Origin of the sequence: Marinobacterium aestuariivivens (assembly GCF_042661465.1) — a bacterium.
GTDB lineage: Bacteria > Pseudomonadota > Gammaproteobacteria > Pseudomonadales > Balneatricaceae > Marinobacterium_A > Marinobacterium_A aestuariivivens.
The window spans coordinates 2,613,559-2,629,788 of sequence record NZ_JBHSWE010000001.1 but is presented as its reverse complement, the minus strand read 5'-3'; the positions used below and the strand labels follow the sequence as shown (position 1 = coordinate 2,629,788).

The window sequence follows — 16,230 nt, the reverse complement described above, 5'->3', positions numbered from 1 at the left end:
ACCGCCCTCGCCCGACACCGGGGCAGACCGGGCATCAGGCGCGCAGATGACGCAGACGCATGCCGCAGAGCAACAGCACCGCGCCATAGATAACGGCGCCCAGGATGACCAGCAACCCCATCTGCCAGGCTCGCTGGTACAGCCCCCAGTCCAGCCACTGTTGCACCGCGGGGCTGAACCACCACAGGAAAGCTCCCATCATCAGATTGGCAGCTGCAAGCCGGAACAGCAACAGCCCCCAGCCCCGCTGCCAGTGGAACACCCCGTCCCGGATCAGGCCCCGCAGCAGCAGGCCGGCATTGAGAAAGGCCGACAGCGTTGTCGCCAGCGCCAGACCGACATGGGCCAGCGGCCAGATCAGGATCAGATTCATCACCATATTGGCCACCATCGCGACAACCGCGATCTTCACCGGCGTGCGGGTGTCCTGGCGGGAAAAGAATCCCGGCGCCAGCACCTTGATCAGCATGAACGCCAGCAGACCGCAACCATAGGCACGAAGGCTGCCGGCCGCCATCTGGACATCACGGTCGGTCAGCACACCGTAGTGGAACAGGGTGATCAGCAGCGGCTCCGCCAGCAGCAGCAGCGCCAGCGCTGCCGGCAGACCGATCAGCAGCACCACCCGCACCGCCCAATCGAGAGTATGGGCGAACTGGTCCGCGGATTTCGCCGCATGCTTGCGCGACAGGCTTGGCAGGATCACGGTGGCGATGGCGATGCCGAAGACCCCCAGCGGCAGCTCGGACAGCCGGTCGGAGTAGTAGAGCCAGCTGACGCTGCCGGTCTGCAGAAAGGAGGCCAGCACCGTATCGAGCAGCAGATTGATCTGCGCCACCGACACCCCGAACAGCGCCGGCAACATCAGCTTCAGGATCTGGCGCACACCGGGATCCCGGAAGTCCGGCACCGGCCTTGGCAGCAACCGGATGCGCCAGAGGAAGGGCAGCTGGAACATCAGCTGCACGAAACCGGCCGCGAGCACGCCCCAGGCCAACGCGAAAACCGGCTGATCGAACCAGGGCTCAGCCCCACGGCGGCGCCGATCAGGCAAAGGTTGAGCAGCACCGGCGTAAAGGCCGGCACCGCGAAGCGCTCGTAACTGTTCAGCACCGCACCGGCGAAGGCCGTCAGCGAGATCAGCAGCAGGTAGGGAAAGGTGATGCGCAGCATCCCGGAGGCCAGCTCATAGCGTACGGGATCGTTGAGATAGAAACCCGGCGCGAAGACCGCCGTCAGCACCGGGGCCGCGATCACGCACAGAACCGTCAGGCAGATCAGTACCGAGCCCAGGCTGCCCGCCACCCGGTTCACCAACTGCTGCACGTCGAACAGGCTGCGCTGGGTGCGATATTCCGACAGCACCGGCACGAAGGCCTGGGAAAAGGCGCCCTCGGCAAAGAGCCGGCGCAGAAAATTGGGTATCTTGAAGGCAACGAAGAAGGCATCGGCACTGGTCGATGCGCCAAAATAGCTGGCCACCACGACGTCGCGCACCAGCCCCAGAATGCGCGACAGCAGCGTCATCACCCCGACCAGGCCGCTGGAGCGCAGCAGACTGGTGCTTTTGCCGGTTTGTACGTCCGTTTCCGCCACCACAACCACCCTCTTCACTGGCGCTTTCGATTGCGCCGCATCTTACTGTGTCGACGCGAAAAGTTCTGCTCTTTTATTGACACTACCCGCGTAAACAGGAATAATCTCGCGTCTTAATTTTCGGCGCGCATCGCCGAACTCGACCCTCAAACATTTAAGGAGCCGGACTGTGGCAAATTCCGCAGGATCTCGTAAACGCGCTCGCCAGGCGGAGAAGCGTCGCCAGCATAACGCTAGCCTGCGCTCCATGGTGCGCACTTACATCAAGAAAGTTGTCAAGGCAATCGACGGCGGCGACCAGGCTGCTGCAGCTGAAGCGTTCAAAGTCGCTCAGCCGATCATGGACAGCTCGGTGAACAAGGGCATCTTCCACAAGAACCAGATCGCCCGCACCAAGAGCCGCCTGAACGCCCGCATCAAAGCGCTGGCGTAAGATTCTGGCATCGGCAAGCTTGCTGAACGCTTAAAAAAACCGGCCTCGGCCGGTTTTTTTGTGTCCTTTACGCCCTGGGTGGCGGGTCACCGTGCTGCCTTTTGCAGGGTGCTGGTGAACGAAGTGACCGCCATGGATGGCGGAAAGACCGGAATAGCAGGAGCAAATTCCGGCGAACAGCACCGGTTGTCGAGGCCTGGCACGGCGGTGCGGTGCGCTTCGCTTACCGGCACCCTACGTGAAACCAGACAACCCGCCACACCGAAACAACGATTTAGGCCAGCGCCAGATTGTCCCGGTGCACCAGCTCCACTTCGCCCATGTACCCGAGCAGAGACTCGATCATCGAGCTGGGCCTGCCGATCAGCTTGCGCGCATCCTCGGCACCGTAGTTCGCCAGCCCGCGCCCAACAATACGCCCCTGCTCGTCCATCAGGATCACCATCTCGCCACGCGAGAAGTCGCCGGACAGATCCCGCACCCCGGCCGGCAACAGGCTCTTGCCGCGCTCGCGCAGCGCCGCCACGGCACCGGCATCGAGCACCAGGGTGCCACGCGCCTGAAGATGACCGGCAATCCACTGCTTGCGCGCCGCCTCCCGGCTGCGCTCGGGCACCAGCAGGGTTCCAACCGCCTCGCCATGACGCAACCGCAGCAGCACATCCGGCTCGCGCCCGCTGGCAATCACCGTTACCGCACCGGAGCGGGCCGCCAGACGCGCCGCCCGCACCTTGGTCGCCATGCCGCCGCGGCCAAGCTTGCCGCCGCCGCCCGCCATCGCCACCAGGGCGTCATCCTCGGCCCGGGCCTCCGAGACGAACTTCGCATCGGGATTGCTCCGCGGATCGGCCTCGTAAAGCCCCAGCTGGTCCGTCAGCAGAATCAGGCCATCCGCCTCGATCAGATTCGCCACCAGCGCGCCCAGGGAGTCGTTGTCACCAAAGCGGATCTCATCGGTCACCACGGTATCGTTTTCATTCACGACAGGCACCACGCCAAGCCTGAGCAGCTCGCGCAGCGTCGCCCGGGCATTAAGGTAGCGCTTGCGGTTGGAGAGATCCTCGTGGGTCAGCAGAATTTGGGCGGTATGGGTACCGTGACGCTGGAAGTTCGCCTCATAGGCCTGCACCAGCCCCATCTGCCCGATGGCCGCCGCCGCCTGCAGCTTGTACATCTCATGCGGCCGATCGCTCCAGCCGAGACGCGTCATTCCCTCGGCCACCGCGCCGGACGACACCAGCAGGATCTCCAACCCTTCGGCGCGCAACGCCGCCAGCTGGTCGACCCAGCGCGCGATAGCCACCTGATCCAGCCCCCGACCATCGTTGGTCAACAGCGCGCTGCCGATCTTGACGACCCAGCGCCCGCCCTTTTTCAGCCTGCTCCTACCCGTCGACACCCAACTACCCTCTGCTGTCAGCTATCAGCGAACCCACTCGACATCGACATCGTAATCGTCGTCATCGAAGTCGTCCCAGTCTTCGTCCTCACCGGACTTGCGCGCCCGGATCGCTTCGCGCATCGCCTCGACACAGGCACGCGCCTCGACATCGATCTGCGCGCGAATCTCCTGCTCCCGCACCTCAAGCTCCGGATTCTCAGCGAACTCTTCGGCCCGCCGATCCAGAAACCCTGGATATCATGCACCAGTGCCTGGATGCCGGTCTTGTTCAGCGCCGACACCCGATACACCGGCCCTGCCCAGCCCAGCGCATCGACAACCGCCTGACAGCGGGCCTCCTGCTCATCCTCGGGCACCATATCGAGCTTGTTGAGCACCAGCCAGCGCGGCTGCTCGGCCAGCGTCGGACTGAATTTCTCCAGCTCTCCGGCCACCACCACGGCCGCCTGCTCCGGCGTCTGCTCGTCCCAGGGTGCCATATCGACCAGGTGCAGCAGCAACCGGTTACGCGCCAGGTGCTTCAGGAAGCGAATACCCAGCCCGGTACCCTCGGAAGCCCCCTCGATGATACCGGGAATATCCGCGATCACGAAGCTGCGATGGCTCTCGGTACGCACCACCCCGAGATTGGGCACCAGGGTGGTGAAGGGATAGTTCGCCACCTTGGGCCTGGCGGCCGAGACGGCCCGGATAAAGGTGGATTTGCCGGCATTCGGCAACCCCAGCAACCCCACATCCGCCAGTACCTTGAGCTCCAGCTTCAGGTTGCGCGCCTCGCCCGGCGTACCATTGCTGGTCTGGCGCGGCGCCCGGTTGACGGAACTCTTGTAGCGTGTATTGCCAAGCCCGTGAAAGCCGCCCTGGGCGATCTTTTCCACCTGACCCTCGCGCACCAGATCCGCCAGCACCTCGCCGGTATCCTGATCGACCACGGTGGTACCCACCGGCAACTTCAGCACCAGGTCCTCGCCCTTGGCGCCGGTACACTGACGCCCCATGCCGTTCTGACCGTTCTGCGCCTTGTAGTGACGCGTGAAGCGGAAATCGATCAGCGTATTGAGCGCACTGTCCGCCTCGACGAAGACGGAACCGCCATCACCGCCATCACCGCCGTCGGGGCCGCCTTTGGCGACGAATTTCTCGCGCCGGAAGCTCATGCAGCCATTACCGCCCTTCCCGGCTTCCACCGAGATCAGCGCCTCATCGACAAATTTCATTGCAACCCCTCCCAACGGTTGGACCGCCAGGCGTTACGCGTTACGCGTCACCCGACAATAGTGCCAACTTAGACCCGCCGCTCCTGCGCATCCATGCGCCCGCGGCATACGACCGCCATGGATGGCGAAAATACAGAAAATGCAGGAGCATTTTTCTGCCGTACATCCTGTACATAAAAAAAGCCCCGCAGAGGCGGAGCTTTTTCAGAACGCTAAAGCCCGGTTCAGGCAGGTACGACGCTTACGTACTTGCGCTTGTTCAGACCTTTAACTTCGAATTTCACTACACCGTCCGCCTTGGCGAACAGGGTGTGGTCCTTGCCCAGACCTACATTCTCACCGGCGTGAAACTTGGTTCCACGCTGACGAACGAGGATGTTGCCTGCGATGACCGCCTGACCACCGAAACGCTTGACACCAAGGCGTTTCGATTCCGAGTCGCGGCCGTTACGAGTAGAACCACCAGCTTTCTTGTGAGCCATTATCTATCTCCTGATCCGGTTGCCTTAGGCGCTGATACCAGTGATTTTCACCTGAGTGAACCACTGACGGTGACCCTGACGCTTCATGTGGTGCTTGCGGCGCTTGAACTTCAGGATCTGCACCTTCTTGCCACGGCCGTGCTCGACGACTTCAGCAGTTACCTTGGCACCGTCAACGACCGGAGCACCGACCTTGACGTCTTCGCCGTTGCCGACCAGCAGCACACGATCGAACTCCACGCTGGAACCCAGCTCCGCCGGCAGCTTCTCGAGCTTCAGCGTCTGACCTTCCTGAACGCGGTACTGCTTGCCACCGCTGACAATCACTGCGTACATATTTATCTCCAAGTAATGCTCATCCAGCTACTGGGAATGTGTAATGAACCTACTTCTAAGGGAGAACCACCCTATGGTAGGGAGCAAATTTGGATGAGCTCAGGGCGGGGGATTCTATATCAAAGTGCAACCAAGCTCAAGTAGGATCGGCATTCTTCGTGATGGATGGGCAGGGTACTGGTGAGCAACGCGAACCGCACCGTTGTTGTGGCGGTGCGGTGCGCTTCGCTTCCCTGAAATTTGCTCCTGCAATTTCAGGATTTCCGCCGTCCCTGGCGGTCACCGGCACCCTACATAATCCGCGCCCGCCATATAATCCGCCCCGCCATCGCCAGCCGCCCGAACTGTCGCTTTCTTGACACCCTTGCAGGCACCCCCTAGCATGCGCGCATACAAAAACGTACAGAAAACGACCTACCCAATGCAGCCACATCAGCTCAACCCGGCGATCGAGCCCCAGTTCGAAGCGGTTAACGACTATATCATCAACCATCTGGGCTCGGCGGTCCCGCTGGTCGAGAAGATCGGACACTATATTGTCGAGAGTGGCGGCAAAAGGCTGCGCCCGCTGCTGGTGTTGCTCAGTGCCAATGCCTGCGGCTACCAGGGGCAGCATCATATCCCGCTGGCGGCGATCATCGAATTTATCCACACCGCGACCCTGCTGCATGACGACGTGGTGGACAACTCCGAGCTGCGCCGTGGCAAGGACACCGCCAACGCCCGCTGGGGCAATGCCCCGAGCGTCCTGGTCGGCGACTTCCTCTACAGCCGCGCCTTCCAGGTGATGGTCGAAATCGGCAGCATGGACGTGATGCGCGTCATCGCCGACGCCACCAACGTGATCGCCGAGGGCGAGGTGCTGCAGCTGCTCAACTGCAAGAATCCCGACACGACCGAGGAAGCCTATATGCAGGTCATACTCGGCAAGACCGCCACCCTTTTCGAGGCCGCCACCGAGACCGGCGCCATCCTGGCCGACAGCAGCCCGCAGGTGCGCGAAGCCCTGCGCCTTTACGGCCGCCACCTCGGCATCGCCTTCCAGCTCGTCGACGATCTGATGGACTACCTTTCCAGCGCCGAGGAGATGGGCAAGAACGTCGGCGACGACCTGGCCGAAGGCAAGCCGACGCTGCCGCTGATACAGGCGATGAAGGCCAGCAATGAAGACGAGCGGCAGATCATCCGACGCTGCATCCGCAATGGCGGCCTCGACGACCTGCAGCCGGTGCTCGATATCGTCCATCGCAGCGGAGCCATCGAGTACACCCGCGAGGCGGCCCAGCGCGAAGCGGCCCTGGCCGCCGCCGCCCTCGAAACACTGCCCGCCAGCTCTTTCAGGGACACCCTGCATCAGATCGCCGAGCTGGCCGTCACCCGTACCCGATAGCGACGTCCGCCGGGGCCCGACAGCCCGGAGCCCCGGCCGCCACCACACCGCGGCCGACCTTAATCCGAACCCCGGGTGGCCCAAACCGTGCTTAAGTGCAATCAAGCCGCTATAATCGGCCCATATTTTCGCTCTAAAAACTGAAGAAAAAGCCCAATGACTAAACCCACTTCTTTCGAACGCGAAGACCTGCTGCGCTGCGGTCATGGCGAGATGTTCGGCCCGGGCAATGCCCAGCTGCCGGTCGACAACATGCTGATGATGGACCGCATCGTCAAGATCGCCGAAGAAGGCGGTCTGTACGGCAAGGGCGAAATCATCGCCGAACTCGATATCAACCCGGACCTCTGGTTCTTCCAGTGCCACTTCCCCGGCGATCCGGTGATGCCCGGCTGCCTGGGGCTGGACGCCATGTGGCAGCTGGTCGGCTTCTTCCTGGGCTGGCGCGGCAACAAGGGCCGCGGACGCGCCCTTGGCTCCGGCGAGGTCAAGTTCACCGGCCAGATCCTGCCGACCGCGAAAAAGGTGACCTACCACATTCACCTCAAGCGCGTGATCGAACGCAAACTGGTCATGGGCATCGCGGACGGCAGCGTCAGCGTCGACGGTCGTGAAATCTATACAGCCAAGGACCTGCGCGTCGGCCTCTTCACCTCCACCGACAGCTTCTAGAGAAGCAGCGAATCGATGGCGAAAAGGCTCATTACGGGCCTTTTCGCACCTCACCGCTGCACCGGCAGCCCCCGGCCAAATGCCCGCGCGGCAAGGCCTGCGGGCAATTCTTCCCATTCCCAGCACGGCAGCCAGATCAGCAGCAACGTCATTGATCTGAAATCAGGTAGCCATCAGGTTCGCTTTATCGGACAATAGGCGTTCTGATTATCAGCAAAGAACTTCTACCAGCGTGAATCAAAAGAGGCCTCACATGCGTCGCGTCGTTGTTACCGGTATGGGGATCGTGTCCTGTCTGGGCACCGACAAAGAGTCCGTCCTCACGTCACTTAAAGAGGGCCGCTCCGGCATCAAGTTTCAGGAAGAGTACAAGGAGCTGGGTTTCCGCAGCCAGGTGGCGGGCAGCATCGACCTTGACCTCGAGTCCCTGATCGACCGTAAACTACTGCGCTTCATGGGCAATGCGTCGGCCTATGCCTACCTTGCCATGGACCAGGCGGTGAAGGATTCCGGCCTGACCGAGGATCAGGTATCCAATGTCCGCACCGGCCTGATCGCCGGCTCCGGCGGCGCCTCCTCGGCCGATATCGTCGAGACGGCCGATATCCTGCGCACCAAGGGCGTACGCCGCGTGGGTCCCTACCGCGTCACCCGCACCATGGGCAGCACCGTCTCCGCCTGCCTGGCGACGCCGTTCAAGATCAAGGGTGTGAACTACTCCATCACGTCCGCCTGCGCCACCAGCGCACACTGCATCGGCAACGCCATGGAGCAGATCCAGCTGAACAAGCAGGATGTGGTCTTTGCCGGCGGCGGCGAGGAACTGCACTGGTCCCTGAGCGTGATGTTCGACGCCATGGGCGCCCTGTCCAGCAAGTACAACGACACGCCGGAAAAAGCGTCCCGCGCCTACGACGCCAACCGTGACGGCTTCGTCATCTCCGGCGGCGCCGGCATGCTGGTGCTGGAGGAGCTGGAACACGCCAAGGCCCGCGGCGCCAAAATCTACGCCGAACTGGTGGGCTACGGCGCCACCTCCGACGGCTACGACATGGTGGCTCCGTCCGGCGAAGGCGCGGTGCGCTGCATGCAGCAGGCGATGGCCACCGTCGACGGACCGATCGACTATATCAACGCCCACGGCACCTCGACACCGGCCGGTGACATCCAGGAGCTGAAGGCGATGAAGCAGGTATTCGGCGACCAGATGCCGTCCGTCAGCTCGACCAAGTCGCTGTCCGGCCACTCCCTCGGCGCCACCGGCGTTCAGGAAGCGATCTACTGCCTGCTGATGCAGGAGAACGACTTCGTCTGCGCCTCCGCCAACATCGAAGAGCTGGACCCGGAAGCCGAAGGCCTGCCGGTCGTGACCCAGCGCCTCGACAATGTCAACCTCGAGCGCGTGATGTCCAACAGCTTCGGCTTCGGCGGCACCAACTCGACACTGGTGTTCGAGAAGTACAAGGGCTGAACCCTGCTGGGTCCGCCGCTGCGCGGCTGGACCTAATCTACGAAAAAACCGGCCTCGGCCGGTTTTTTTGCATTTATCCTGCGGGCACATGGATGTGCTGGAGCAGGGTTTCGTCACGCGTAACCTGTCACGCCTCTCTTCAGGCGCCGATCTCGCGCATCTCGCGTTCCATCCACGCGACGATCTCGGCGTGGACCTCGTCCACCGAGCGTTCGGCCGTCGGTACCGGTGCGCCGATGCGCAGCTCTACCGTGCCGGGGAACTTGACGAAGCTCTTGCCGGGCCAGTAGCGGCCGGCATTGTGCACCACCGGCACCAGCGGTACCTGGCTGGCCACCGCCAGCATCGCACCGCCCTTGTTGAAGCGTCCCATCTCGCCGACACGCACGCGGGTGCCCTGGGGAAAGATCAGCACCGGAATCTGGTCGGCCAGCTTCTCGCGCCCTGGGCCAGCAGCTGCTTGAGCGCGCCCCGACGCTGGCTGCGATCCAGCGCAATGGGCTTGAGCATGCCCAGGGCCCAGCCGAAAAACGGAATCTTCAGCAGCTCTTTCTTCAGCACCACGGCCTGGGGCCGGACCAGTATCTGGAAGAACAGCGTTTCCCATTCGCTCTGATGGTTGGAAACCACCACGTAGGCACCATTCTCGGGCAGATGCTCGCGCCCCCGCACCTGCACCCGGACGCCGCAGCACAGACGCAGCCAGCCGATGTAGAAATAGTTGATCGCAGTGAACAGTTTGAACCGGGCCCGGAACGGCAACAGCGGGCCGATCAGCAGGCAAAGCGCCGCATAGACGATGGTGACGGGATAAAAGCCTGCGTAGTAGAGAGCGGCACGCAGATAGTGCAGCGGCGTCGCCTTCGGCATGCTCATCCTCCGGTGACCGGCGGGAAGAAAGCGACCTCGTCGCCATCCTGCAGCGCCGCGCCCTGATCCACCATTTCCTGGTTGACGGCGACCAGCAGGTTCGGCGCCTTGAGCACCTGGCGCCAAGTCTCGCCCCGCTCTGCGACGAGATGTTCGATCAGCTGCTCGACGCGCCCGACACCGGGCGGCAACGCCAGCCTTTCCTGGTCGAGCCCCAACTGTTCCCGCACGCGGGCAAAATAGACCAGCTGCAACATAGGTTTACTCCTCCAGCTTCCAGTGACCGCTCTTGCCGCCCTGCTTTTCCAGCAGACGCACATTGCCGATCACCATGCCACGATCGACGGCCTTGCACATGTCGTAGAGCGTCAGGGCCGCCACGCTGGCCGCCGTCAGTGCTTCCATTTCGACACCGGTCTGGCCGGCCAGTTTGCAGGTCGCGGTGATATCGATGCGGTTGTCGGCCTCGACCGGCTCCAGCTCCACCTCGACCTTGCTCAGCATCAGCGGATGACAGAGCGGAATCAGGTCGGAGGTACGCTTGGCGGCCTGAATACCCGCGATCCGCGCGACCGCCAGCACATCGCCCTTCTTGTGGCCGCCGCTGAGAATCAGCTGCAGGGTTTCGGGCAGCATCCGCACTTCGGCCCGCGCCACCGCTTCGCGATGGGTCACGTCCTTGTCGGAGACATCGACCATACGGGCATGGCCTTTTTCATCAAGATGGGTCAGTCGGCTCATAGGCCCTCCAGCTTTCGATTCCGATACAGGTCCTGGACGATACCTCGCCCCGGCGCCGATCACAGCCCTTTTCGTCAAGATGACGACGAGGACCCGGCCAGGATCCGGCGCGCGACAGCCGATCACCGGGCCTTGTCGCCCTGTCGCCCTGTCGCTCCGCCCCTGGAACGGCAGCACTCAGTCGGCTTCCAGGCTGCGCTTGTTGATAACTGAACTGCGATGCCATACATCCTCTGGTGTAGAGAACGCAGCAACGCTTATGCAGCTTCCAGGTTGCGCTTGTTGATAACTGAACTGCGATGCCATACATCCTCTGGTGTAGAGAAAGCAGCAACGCTTATGCAGCTTCCAGGCTGCGCTTGTTGATAACTGAACTGCGATGCCATACATCCTCTGGTGTAGAGAAAGCAGCAACGCTCATGCTGCTTCCAGCTTGCGCTTGTTGATAACTGAACTGCGATGCCATACATCTTCTGGTGTAGAGAAAGCAGCAACGCTCATGCTGCTTCCAGCTTGCGGTTGTTGATAACTGAACTGCGATGCCATACATCCTCTGGTGTAGAGAAAGCAGCAACGCTCATGCTGCTTCCAGCTTGCGGTTGTTGATAACTGAACTGCGATGCCATACATCCTCTGGTGTAGAGAAAGCAGCAACGCTCATGCTGCTTCCAGGTTGCGCTTGTTGATAACCGGGTTCGCATACATCTGCCTGAGAATCTCCTGCTCCCCGGGTTCGAGCCCGTCGAGCCGGGCGTCGAAGGCGGCTTTCTGTTCCGGCGTCATGCCGGACATTTCGCCGGCCGCGATCAGATTGGACGGATGCAGGTGATAGTGGCCGACGATCTCGCGATCGATCAGCGCCGCCAGCGCCTCCGGTGATTCGAATTGCCCGCGCACCGGCTCGCCGAACGCCACATGCACATGCCCCTTCTGACCGGTGATGCCGGCAACGATGCTGTCGATATCCTCGAACTGCCCTTTTTCGTAGCCGCCGGCACTGGCCCGCGCATACAGTTCCTTCGCCTTGGCGCGGTCGCAGGGATCGAATTCGTAGGCGATCGACACCGGGACGATATTCAGGCGTTCGACGGCTTCGGAAAAGGAGCGCTGCTTGCGCTGCGCCATGTAGAACATTTTCAAAATGGCGGGATCGGTACGGTCGTTGCCGTCCTTCGCCCGCCCCTCGCGCTGCGCGATCCAGATCGATTCGCCTTCGGCGATACTGTGATCGATATAGGCCGAAAGCTGGTTCAGCGCCGTCATCATCTCCCGCCCGCGGGCGGAGCGATTGACGATAAAGCTCTTGTTGAGACGCATCAGGTCCGATACGTAGGGCTTGCGCAGCAGGTTGTCGCCAATGGCGATCCGCACCGTGTTCATCCCGGCCTTGTACAGCACCCAGTTGACGAACGCCGGATCCATCGCGATATCGCGATGGTTGGAGACGAACAGATAGGCCTCCTGCGGATCCAGCTGCTCGAGCCCGGAACAGCTGAGGCGACTGGTGGTGCGGGCGATCATCTTCGCCATGTACTTGGCCACCAACTGCTGAAAGCCGCGCACGGTCTCGATATCGCCGACCTCCCGCGCCAGTCCCATGCGCACCAGCGGCCGCACCAGAAAGCCGCACCAGTCCGCCAGCCGGGGAAACTGATAGCGGGTGACCGCCCGGATAAACTCGTCGTTGTACAGCAGCCGGTTCAGCACCTCGGCCACTTCGGTGTCGCGGTACGGCCGGATCTCCCGGAACGGATCCTGCAGCGCGGAATTGTCGCTCATGCTGTTCTCTGGTTACCGTCTGTGGATAAAAAAGGCGTTATTTTACGCCTTTGTAACGCCACTGGCGACAGAGGGCGCCAGGCCAGACTCATTCAAGGCTGGATATGGCGGCGCGGTTTCCATTCAGCCGGGCCCGAGCAATTCGGAGAACGGCATGAAGCTGACCGGGTCGCCCTCGGCGACGACCGTATCCGGCGGTATCACCACCAGGCCATTGGCCCAGCTGGCCGACGACAGCACGCCCGAACTCTGATTCGTTGCCGGGCAGGCTTTCCCCTGCTCCAGCCGGGCGCGCAGATACTCCTGACGCCCGCCCGGCTTCGGCCGCGCGAAACCTGCCGGCACCTGTACCGTCAGCGGCGGCTCGACCCGCGCCCCCTGCAGACGCAGCAGGCAGGGACGCGCGATCAGGCAGAAAGTTACCAGCGCTGACGCCGGATTGCCCGGCAACCCGAAGAAGGGCGTACCGGCCACGCGACCATAGGCCAGCGGCTTTCCCGGCTTTATCCGCAGGCGCCAGAGCCGCAGCTCGCCGAGCTTTTCCACAGCCCGCTTGACGTGATCCTCCTCTCCGACCGAAACGCCGCCGGTGCTGATGATGCAGTCAGCCTGCTTTGCCGCCGTCGCCAGGGCCTGCTCGGTGTCCGCGGCACTGTCTGCGACCCTGCCGAGATCCAGCACCTCGAAACCGAGCCCTTTGATCAGCCCCGTCAGCAGGAAGCGGTTGGAGTTGTAGATCTGTCCGGGGCCGAGGGGCTGTCCGGGGTCGACCAGCTCGTCACCGGTACTGAGCAGCGCCACCCGCGCCGGGCGCATGACACTGACCCGGGCAATGCCGGTCGAGGCCAGCACCCCGAGATCCGCCGGTCCGAGGCAGGTGCCGGCCGGCAGCACTTCGCGGCCGGCGACGATATCCTGACCGCGCGGGCGGATATTCTGCCCGCTCCCGGGTACCCCCGGGAAACGCACCCGGCCGCCATCGGTCTCGGCCCGCTCCTGCATCACCACGGCGTCGGCCCCCGGAGGGATCTCGGCACCGGTAAAGATGCGTGCCACAGTGCCGGGCTGAAGAGGCACAGGCGGCTGCCCCGCCGCGATACGCTGACTCACCGGCAGCCATTCGGACCCTTCGACATCTTCGAGGCGACAGGCATAGCCGTCCATGGCGCTGTTGTCAGCCGGCGGCACATCCACCGCCGCCCGCGGCGCCTCGGCCAGCACCCGGCCCAGGGCATCGGCCAGTGCGACGGTTTCCCGCCCGCTCAGCGGCACCGTATCCGCCAGCAGCGCCTCGATCGCCTCCTCGACCGGGATCAGCCCCGGCGTCGTATCGCAGCTCTGCATACGTCAGCCTTCCAGTTGTGCATGGCGCAGCAGCATCTCGACGAAATTGCACGGGCGCTGGCGGTTGTCGAGCTGCTCGGCAATGATGCGGTCCCAGCCGGTGCGGCAGGCACCGGTCGACCCCGGCAGGCAGAAGATCAGGGTGCCGTTGGCCAGCCCCGCCAGCGCCCGTGACTGAATCGTCGAAGTGCCGATCTCGTCGAACGACAGACTGCGAAACAGCTCGCCGAAGCCTTCGATCTGCTTGTCGAACAGCGGCGCCAGGGCCTCCGGAGTCGAATCCCGGTGGGAGAAGCCGGTGCCGCCGGTGCTGATAACGACATGGATCCGGGGATCGGCAATCCACTGCGATACCTGAGCCCGCAACTGATAGACATCATCCTTTACGATCGTCCGGGCCTGCAGCCGGTGACCGGCCTGCTCCAACCGTTCCACCAGCGCCTTGCCGGAGGTATCCGTGTCCTCGGTACGGGTATCCGAAACCGTCAGTACGGCAATATTGAGCGCGACGAATTCGGCTGCACTTTTACTTTGCGACATTTATTACTCCTGAAACTCCTGGCATGGCACCCACTTGTACGCAACAATGGCCACCGTTTCGAATATCCAAGGAAGCGAGCACAATCACCATGTACATGGCCCTGAAACACCTTCACTTGACTGCGGTGACCCTGAGCATCTGCCTCTTCATGTTGCGCGGCTACTGGATGCTGCTCGGCTCACGCCTGCTCAACAGGCGCTGGGTCCGCATCGTACCCCATCTCATCGATACGGTACTGCTGCTCAGCGCCGTCGGCCTGATGCTGCTGCTGCGGCAGTACCCCTTCGTCAACGGCTGGCTGACCGCCAAGCTGCTGGCGCTGGTCGCGTACATCGTGCTCGGCATGATCGCGCTTAAAAGAGGTCGGAGCAAGGGCACGCGCACGCTGGCGTTTTTCGGCGCGCTGGCCACCGTCGGCTACATCGCCTGGGTCGCCATCCGCCATGACCCGACCCCTGGGGTTAGATTACATCTTCCTCCGGAATCCGATCGACATGTAGGGTGGAATGAGTGCCGAAGGCCCGAATTCCACCGGGAATATCAGCCTGCACTCTGTTCGAGCCTTTGGTTCCCCTACGTTCTGACACCACCGGTGGAATTCGCTTCGCTCATTGCCACCCTACGTTCAGGCGAACCGAGGTGCACCCAGAGCGTCAGAACCGCTCGTAGTGATGGCGGATCACATCGACCAGTTCATTGCGCCAGGGGCGCTGGCGGATACCGAAGGTACTGAGCAGTTTCTTGCACTTGAGTACCGAAGTCGCCGGGCGCTCCGCCTCGGTGGGAAAGTCCTTGCTCGAGACCGGCACCAGCCGCTCGACCTTCAGCGCCTCGTACTGGCTGGCGGTGGCGATGATCGCTTCGCAGAAGGCATAACGCGTGGTCACTTCGGCACCGCAGTAATGGTAGGTGCCCCAGGCATCGGCGCCGCAGCTCAGCTGCTTGAGGATCGCGACCAGTACCCGCGCCACATCCGCAGCTGCCGTGGGGCAGCCACGCCGGTCGTCGACGGCCGCAAGCTCCGTATCCCGGCGCGCCTGTTCCAGCGAGCGGATCAGGAAGTTGTGCCCGCCGCCGCTGAACACCCAGCTCACACGCAGGATGATATGGCGGGGATGGGTGCGACGCAGCAATTCCTCCCCCTGCCACTTGCTCTCACCATAGGCACCCAGGGGGCGCACCGCATCGTTCTCGCTGTAACCGCTGGCATAATGGCCGTCGAATACATAGTCGGTGGACAGGTGCAGCAGTGGAATATTGCGCTCGGCACAGGCACGTCCCAGCCGCTGCACCGCTTCGGCGTTGAGTCGAAAGCAGTGCTGACGCTGCTTTTCCGCCGCATCGGCACGGTTGAAAGCCGCACAGTTAATGACGTAGTCGGGCCGATACTCGTCGAGACGACGGGCAATGTCCTGCTCGTGGGTGATATCCAGCTGCCTGCGCGTCAGACCGACGACCTCGAAGAAGGTATCAGCACCCGCCTGGCTGACCAGCTCACGTCCGACCTGACCATTGGCCCCGGTGATCAGTATCCTGACCGGCCGATTGTAAGAATCACTGGCCATAATGCCCGTGCAACCCTCCACTGGGAGCTGAAATCCGGTAAAAACCGCACCTGTAATGAATGAAATTCACCTTATCACAGAACCCGGATCGACAATACAGAGCGCCACTGTATATAACTTTTTCGCGACGACTTCCAGAATATCTGCGCCTGCCCGGCCGGAGCAAACGGTCCGCCAGGCCACGACTGGCGCGACGACCAGCGCACGGATCTATACTCTGAACAGCCACTGAGGACCCGGCTCGACTACCGGTGCATGCTTCGACTCACCGCACCACCCTGCCACGACCACGGGGGCCTGGCTGCATCGCTGGCGGCTTGAAAATTTTTCTGACTCTAAAGTCAGCTTTTTCTTGACTCAAAAGTCAGATTCACCCTAAAGTCAGGCTACA

The 16,230-nt window shown here is 62.4% G+C and carries 17 protein-coding genes and 2 pseudogenes; 5 read left to right on the top strand and 14 right to left on the bottom strand.

Annotated elements, in window-relative coordinates:
* Positions 1 to 34 precede the first annotated feature (34 nt).
* A pseudogene (murJ, locus tag ACFQDL_RS13655) lies at positions 35 to 1,527 on the bottom strand (murein biosynthesis integral membrane protein MurJ).
* 238 nt (positions 1,528 to 1,765) lie between these two features.
* On the opposite strand from murJ, the gene rpsT reads away from it, so the two are divergent.
* Positions 1,766 to 2,029: a 30S ribosomal protein S20 gene (rpsT, locus tag ACFQDL_RS13650; RefSeq protein WP_379909492.1), complete on the top strand. Its 264-nt coding sequence runs from the start codon at positions 1,766 to 1,768 to the stop codon at positions 2,027 to 2,029.
* Positions 2,030 to 2,303: 274 nt separating this feature from the next.
* On the opposite strand, the gene proB is transcribed toward rpsT, so the two are convergent.
* The 4 genes and pseudogenes from proB to rplU all read right to left on the bottom strand — a co-directional run bounded on the left by proB (position 2,304) and on the right by rplU (position 5,466).
* Positions 2,304 to 3,428 carry a glutamate 5-kinase gene (gene proB, locus ACFQDL_RS13645; RefSeq protein ID WP_379909491.1) on the bottom strand — a complete coding sequence of 375 codons (1,125 nt, stop codon included), beginning with the start codon at positions 3,426 to 3,428 and terminating at the stop codon, positions 2,304 to 2,306.
* A gap of 24 nt (positions 3,429 to 3,452) precedes the next feature.
* A pseudogene (cgtA, locus tag ACFQDL_RS13640) lies at positions 3,453 to 4,648 on the bottom strand (Obg family GTPase CgtA).
* Between the two features lie 224 nt (positions 4,649 to 4,872).
* Positions 4,873 to 5,130: a 50S ribosomal protein L27 gene (gene rpmA, locus ACFQDL_RS13635; protein WP_379909490.1), complete on the bottom strand. Its 258-nt coding sequence runs from the start codon at positions 5,128 to 5,130 to the stop codon at positions 4,873 to 4,875.
* 24 nt (positions 5,131 to 5,154) lie between these two features.
* A complete protein-coding gene (gene rplU, locus ACFQDL_RS13630) occupies positions 5,155 to 5,466 on the bottom strand; it encodes a 50S ribosomal protein L21 (RefSeq protein ID WP_379909489.1) in 312 nt (103 codons plus the stop codon).
* A gap of 421 nt (positions 5,467 to 5,887) precedes the next feature.
* Here rplU and ispB point away from each other — a divergent pair, with 421 nt between their 5' ends.
* From ispB to fabB, 3 genes are all read left to right on the top strand, one after another.
* Positions 5,888 to 6,856, top strand: a complete 969-nt coding sequence (gene ispB / locus ACFQDL_RS13625) for an octaprenyl diphosphate synthase (protein WP_379909488.1) — start codon at positions 5,888 to 5,890, stop codon at positions 6,854 to 6,856.
* Between the two features lie 156 nt (positions 6,857 to 7,012).
* A complete protein-coding gene (gene fabA, locus ACFQDL_RS13620; RefSeq protein WP_379909487.1) occupies positions 7,013 to 7,528 on the top strand; it encodes a 3-hydroxyacyl-[acyl-carrier-protein] dehydratase FabA in 516 nt (171 codons plus the stop codon).
* A 253-nt stretch (positions 7,529 to 7,781) separates the two neighbouring features.
* On the top strand, positions 7,782 to 8,999 hold the full coding sequence (gene fabB, locus ACFQDL_RS13615) for a beta-ketoacyl-ACP synthase I (protein WP_379909486.1): 1,218 nt from the start codon (positions 7,782 to 7,784) through the stop codon (positions 8,997 to 8,999).
* Between the two features lie 139 nt (positions 9,000 to 9,138).
* On the opposite strand, the gene ACFQDL_RS13610 is transcribed toward fabB, so the two are convergent.
* The 8 genes from ACFQDL_RS13610 to moaB form a co-directional block, all read right to left on the bottom strand.
* On the bottom strand, positions 9,139 to 9,414 hold the full coding sequence (locus tag ACFQDL_RS13610) for a lysophospholipid acyltransferase family protein (protein WP_379909485.1): 276 nt from the start codon (positions 9,412 to 9,414) through the stop codon (positions 9,139 to 9,141).
* Positions 9,408 to 9,869, bottom strand: a complete 462-nt coding sequence (locus ACFQDL_RS13605; protein WP_379909483.1) for a lysophospholipid acyltransferase family protein — start codon at positions 9,867 to 9,869, stop codon at positions 9,408 to 9,410. The genes ACFQDL_RS13610 and ACFQDL_RS13605 overlap by 7 nt, the downstream gene beginning before the upstream one ends.
* Positions 9,870 to 9,871: 2 nt before the next feature.
* On the bottom strand, positions 9,872 to 10,126 hold the full coding sequence (moaD, locus tag ACFQDL_RS13600; protein ID WP_379909482.1) for a molybdopterin converting factor subunit 1: 255 nt from the start codon (positions 10,124 to 10,126) through the stop codon (positions 9,872 to 9,874).
* 4 nt (positions 10,127 to 10,130) lie between these two features.
* Positions 10,131 to 10,610 carry a cyclic pyranopterin monophosphate synthase MoaC gene (gene moaC / locus ACFQDL_RS13595; protein ID WP_379909481.1) on the bottom strand — a complete coding sequence of 160 codons (480 nt, stop codon included), beginning with the start codon at positions 10,608 to 10,610 and terminating at the stop codon, positions 10,131 to 10,133.
* Between the two features lie 417 nt (positions 10,611 to 11,027).
* Positions 11,028 to 11,156, bottom strand: coding sequence for a hypothetical protein (locus ACFQDL_RS13590; protein ID WP_379909479.1), 129 nt, complete (start codon positions 11,154 to 11,156; stop codon positions 11,028 to 11,030).
* A gap of 111 nt (positions 11,157 to 11,267) precedes the next feature.
* Positions 11,268 to 12,389, bottom strand: coding sequence for a 1-acyl-sn-glycerol-3-phosphate acyltransferase (locus ACFQDL_RS13585; RefSeq protein ID WP_379909478.1), 1,122 nt, complete (start codon positions 12,387 to 12,389; stop codon positions 11,268 to 11,270).
* Between the two features lie 123 nt (positions 12,390 to 12,512).
* On the bottom strand, positions 12,513 to 13,733 hold the full coding sequence (locus ACFQDL_RS13580; protein WP_379909477.1) for a molybdopterin molybdotransferase MoeA: 1,221 nt from the start codon (positions 13,731 to 13,733) through the stop codon (positions 12,513 to 12,515).
* 3 nt (positions 13,734 to 13,736) lie between these two features.
* The gene (moaB, locus tag ACFQDL_RS13575) at positions 13,737 to 14,273 is read right to left on the bottom strand and encodes a molybdenum cofactor biosynthesis protein B (RefSeq protein ID WP_379909476.1); all 537 of its coding nucleotides are present in this window, start codon (positions 14,271 to 14,273) and stop codon (positions 13,737 to 13,739) included.
* Positions 14,274 to 14,362: 89 nt separating this feature from the next.
* Here moaB and ACFQDL_RS13570 point away from each other — a divergent pair, with 89 nt between their 5' ends.
* On the top strand, positions 14,363 to 15,007 hold the full coding sequence (locus tag ACFQDL_RS13570; RefSeq protein WP_379909474.1) for a SirB2 family protein: 645 nt from the start codon (positions 14,363 to 14,365) through the stop codon (positions 15,005 to 15,007).
* On the opposite strand, the gene rfbD is transcribed toward ACFQDL_RS13570, so the two are convergent.
* The gene (gene rfbD, locus ACFQDL_RS13565) at positions 14,928 to 15,839 is read right to left on the bottom strand and encodes a dTDP-4-dehydrorhamnose reductase (protein WP_379909473.1); all 912 of its coding nucleotides are present in this window, start codon (positions 15,837 to 15,839) and stop codon (positions 14,928 to 14,930) included. The two genes, ACFQDL_RS13570 and rfbD, sit on opposite strands and share 80 nt — an antisense overlap.
* Positions 15,840 to 16,230: the final 391 nt, after the last annotated feature.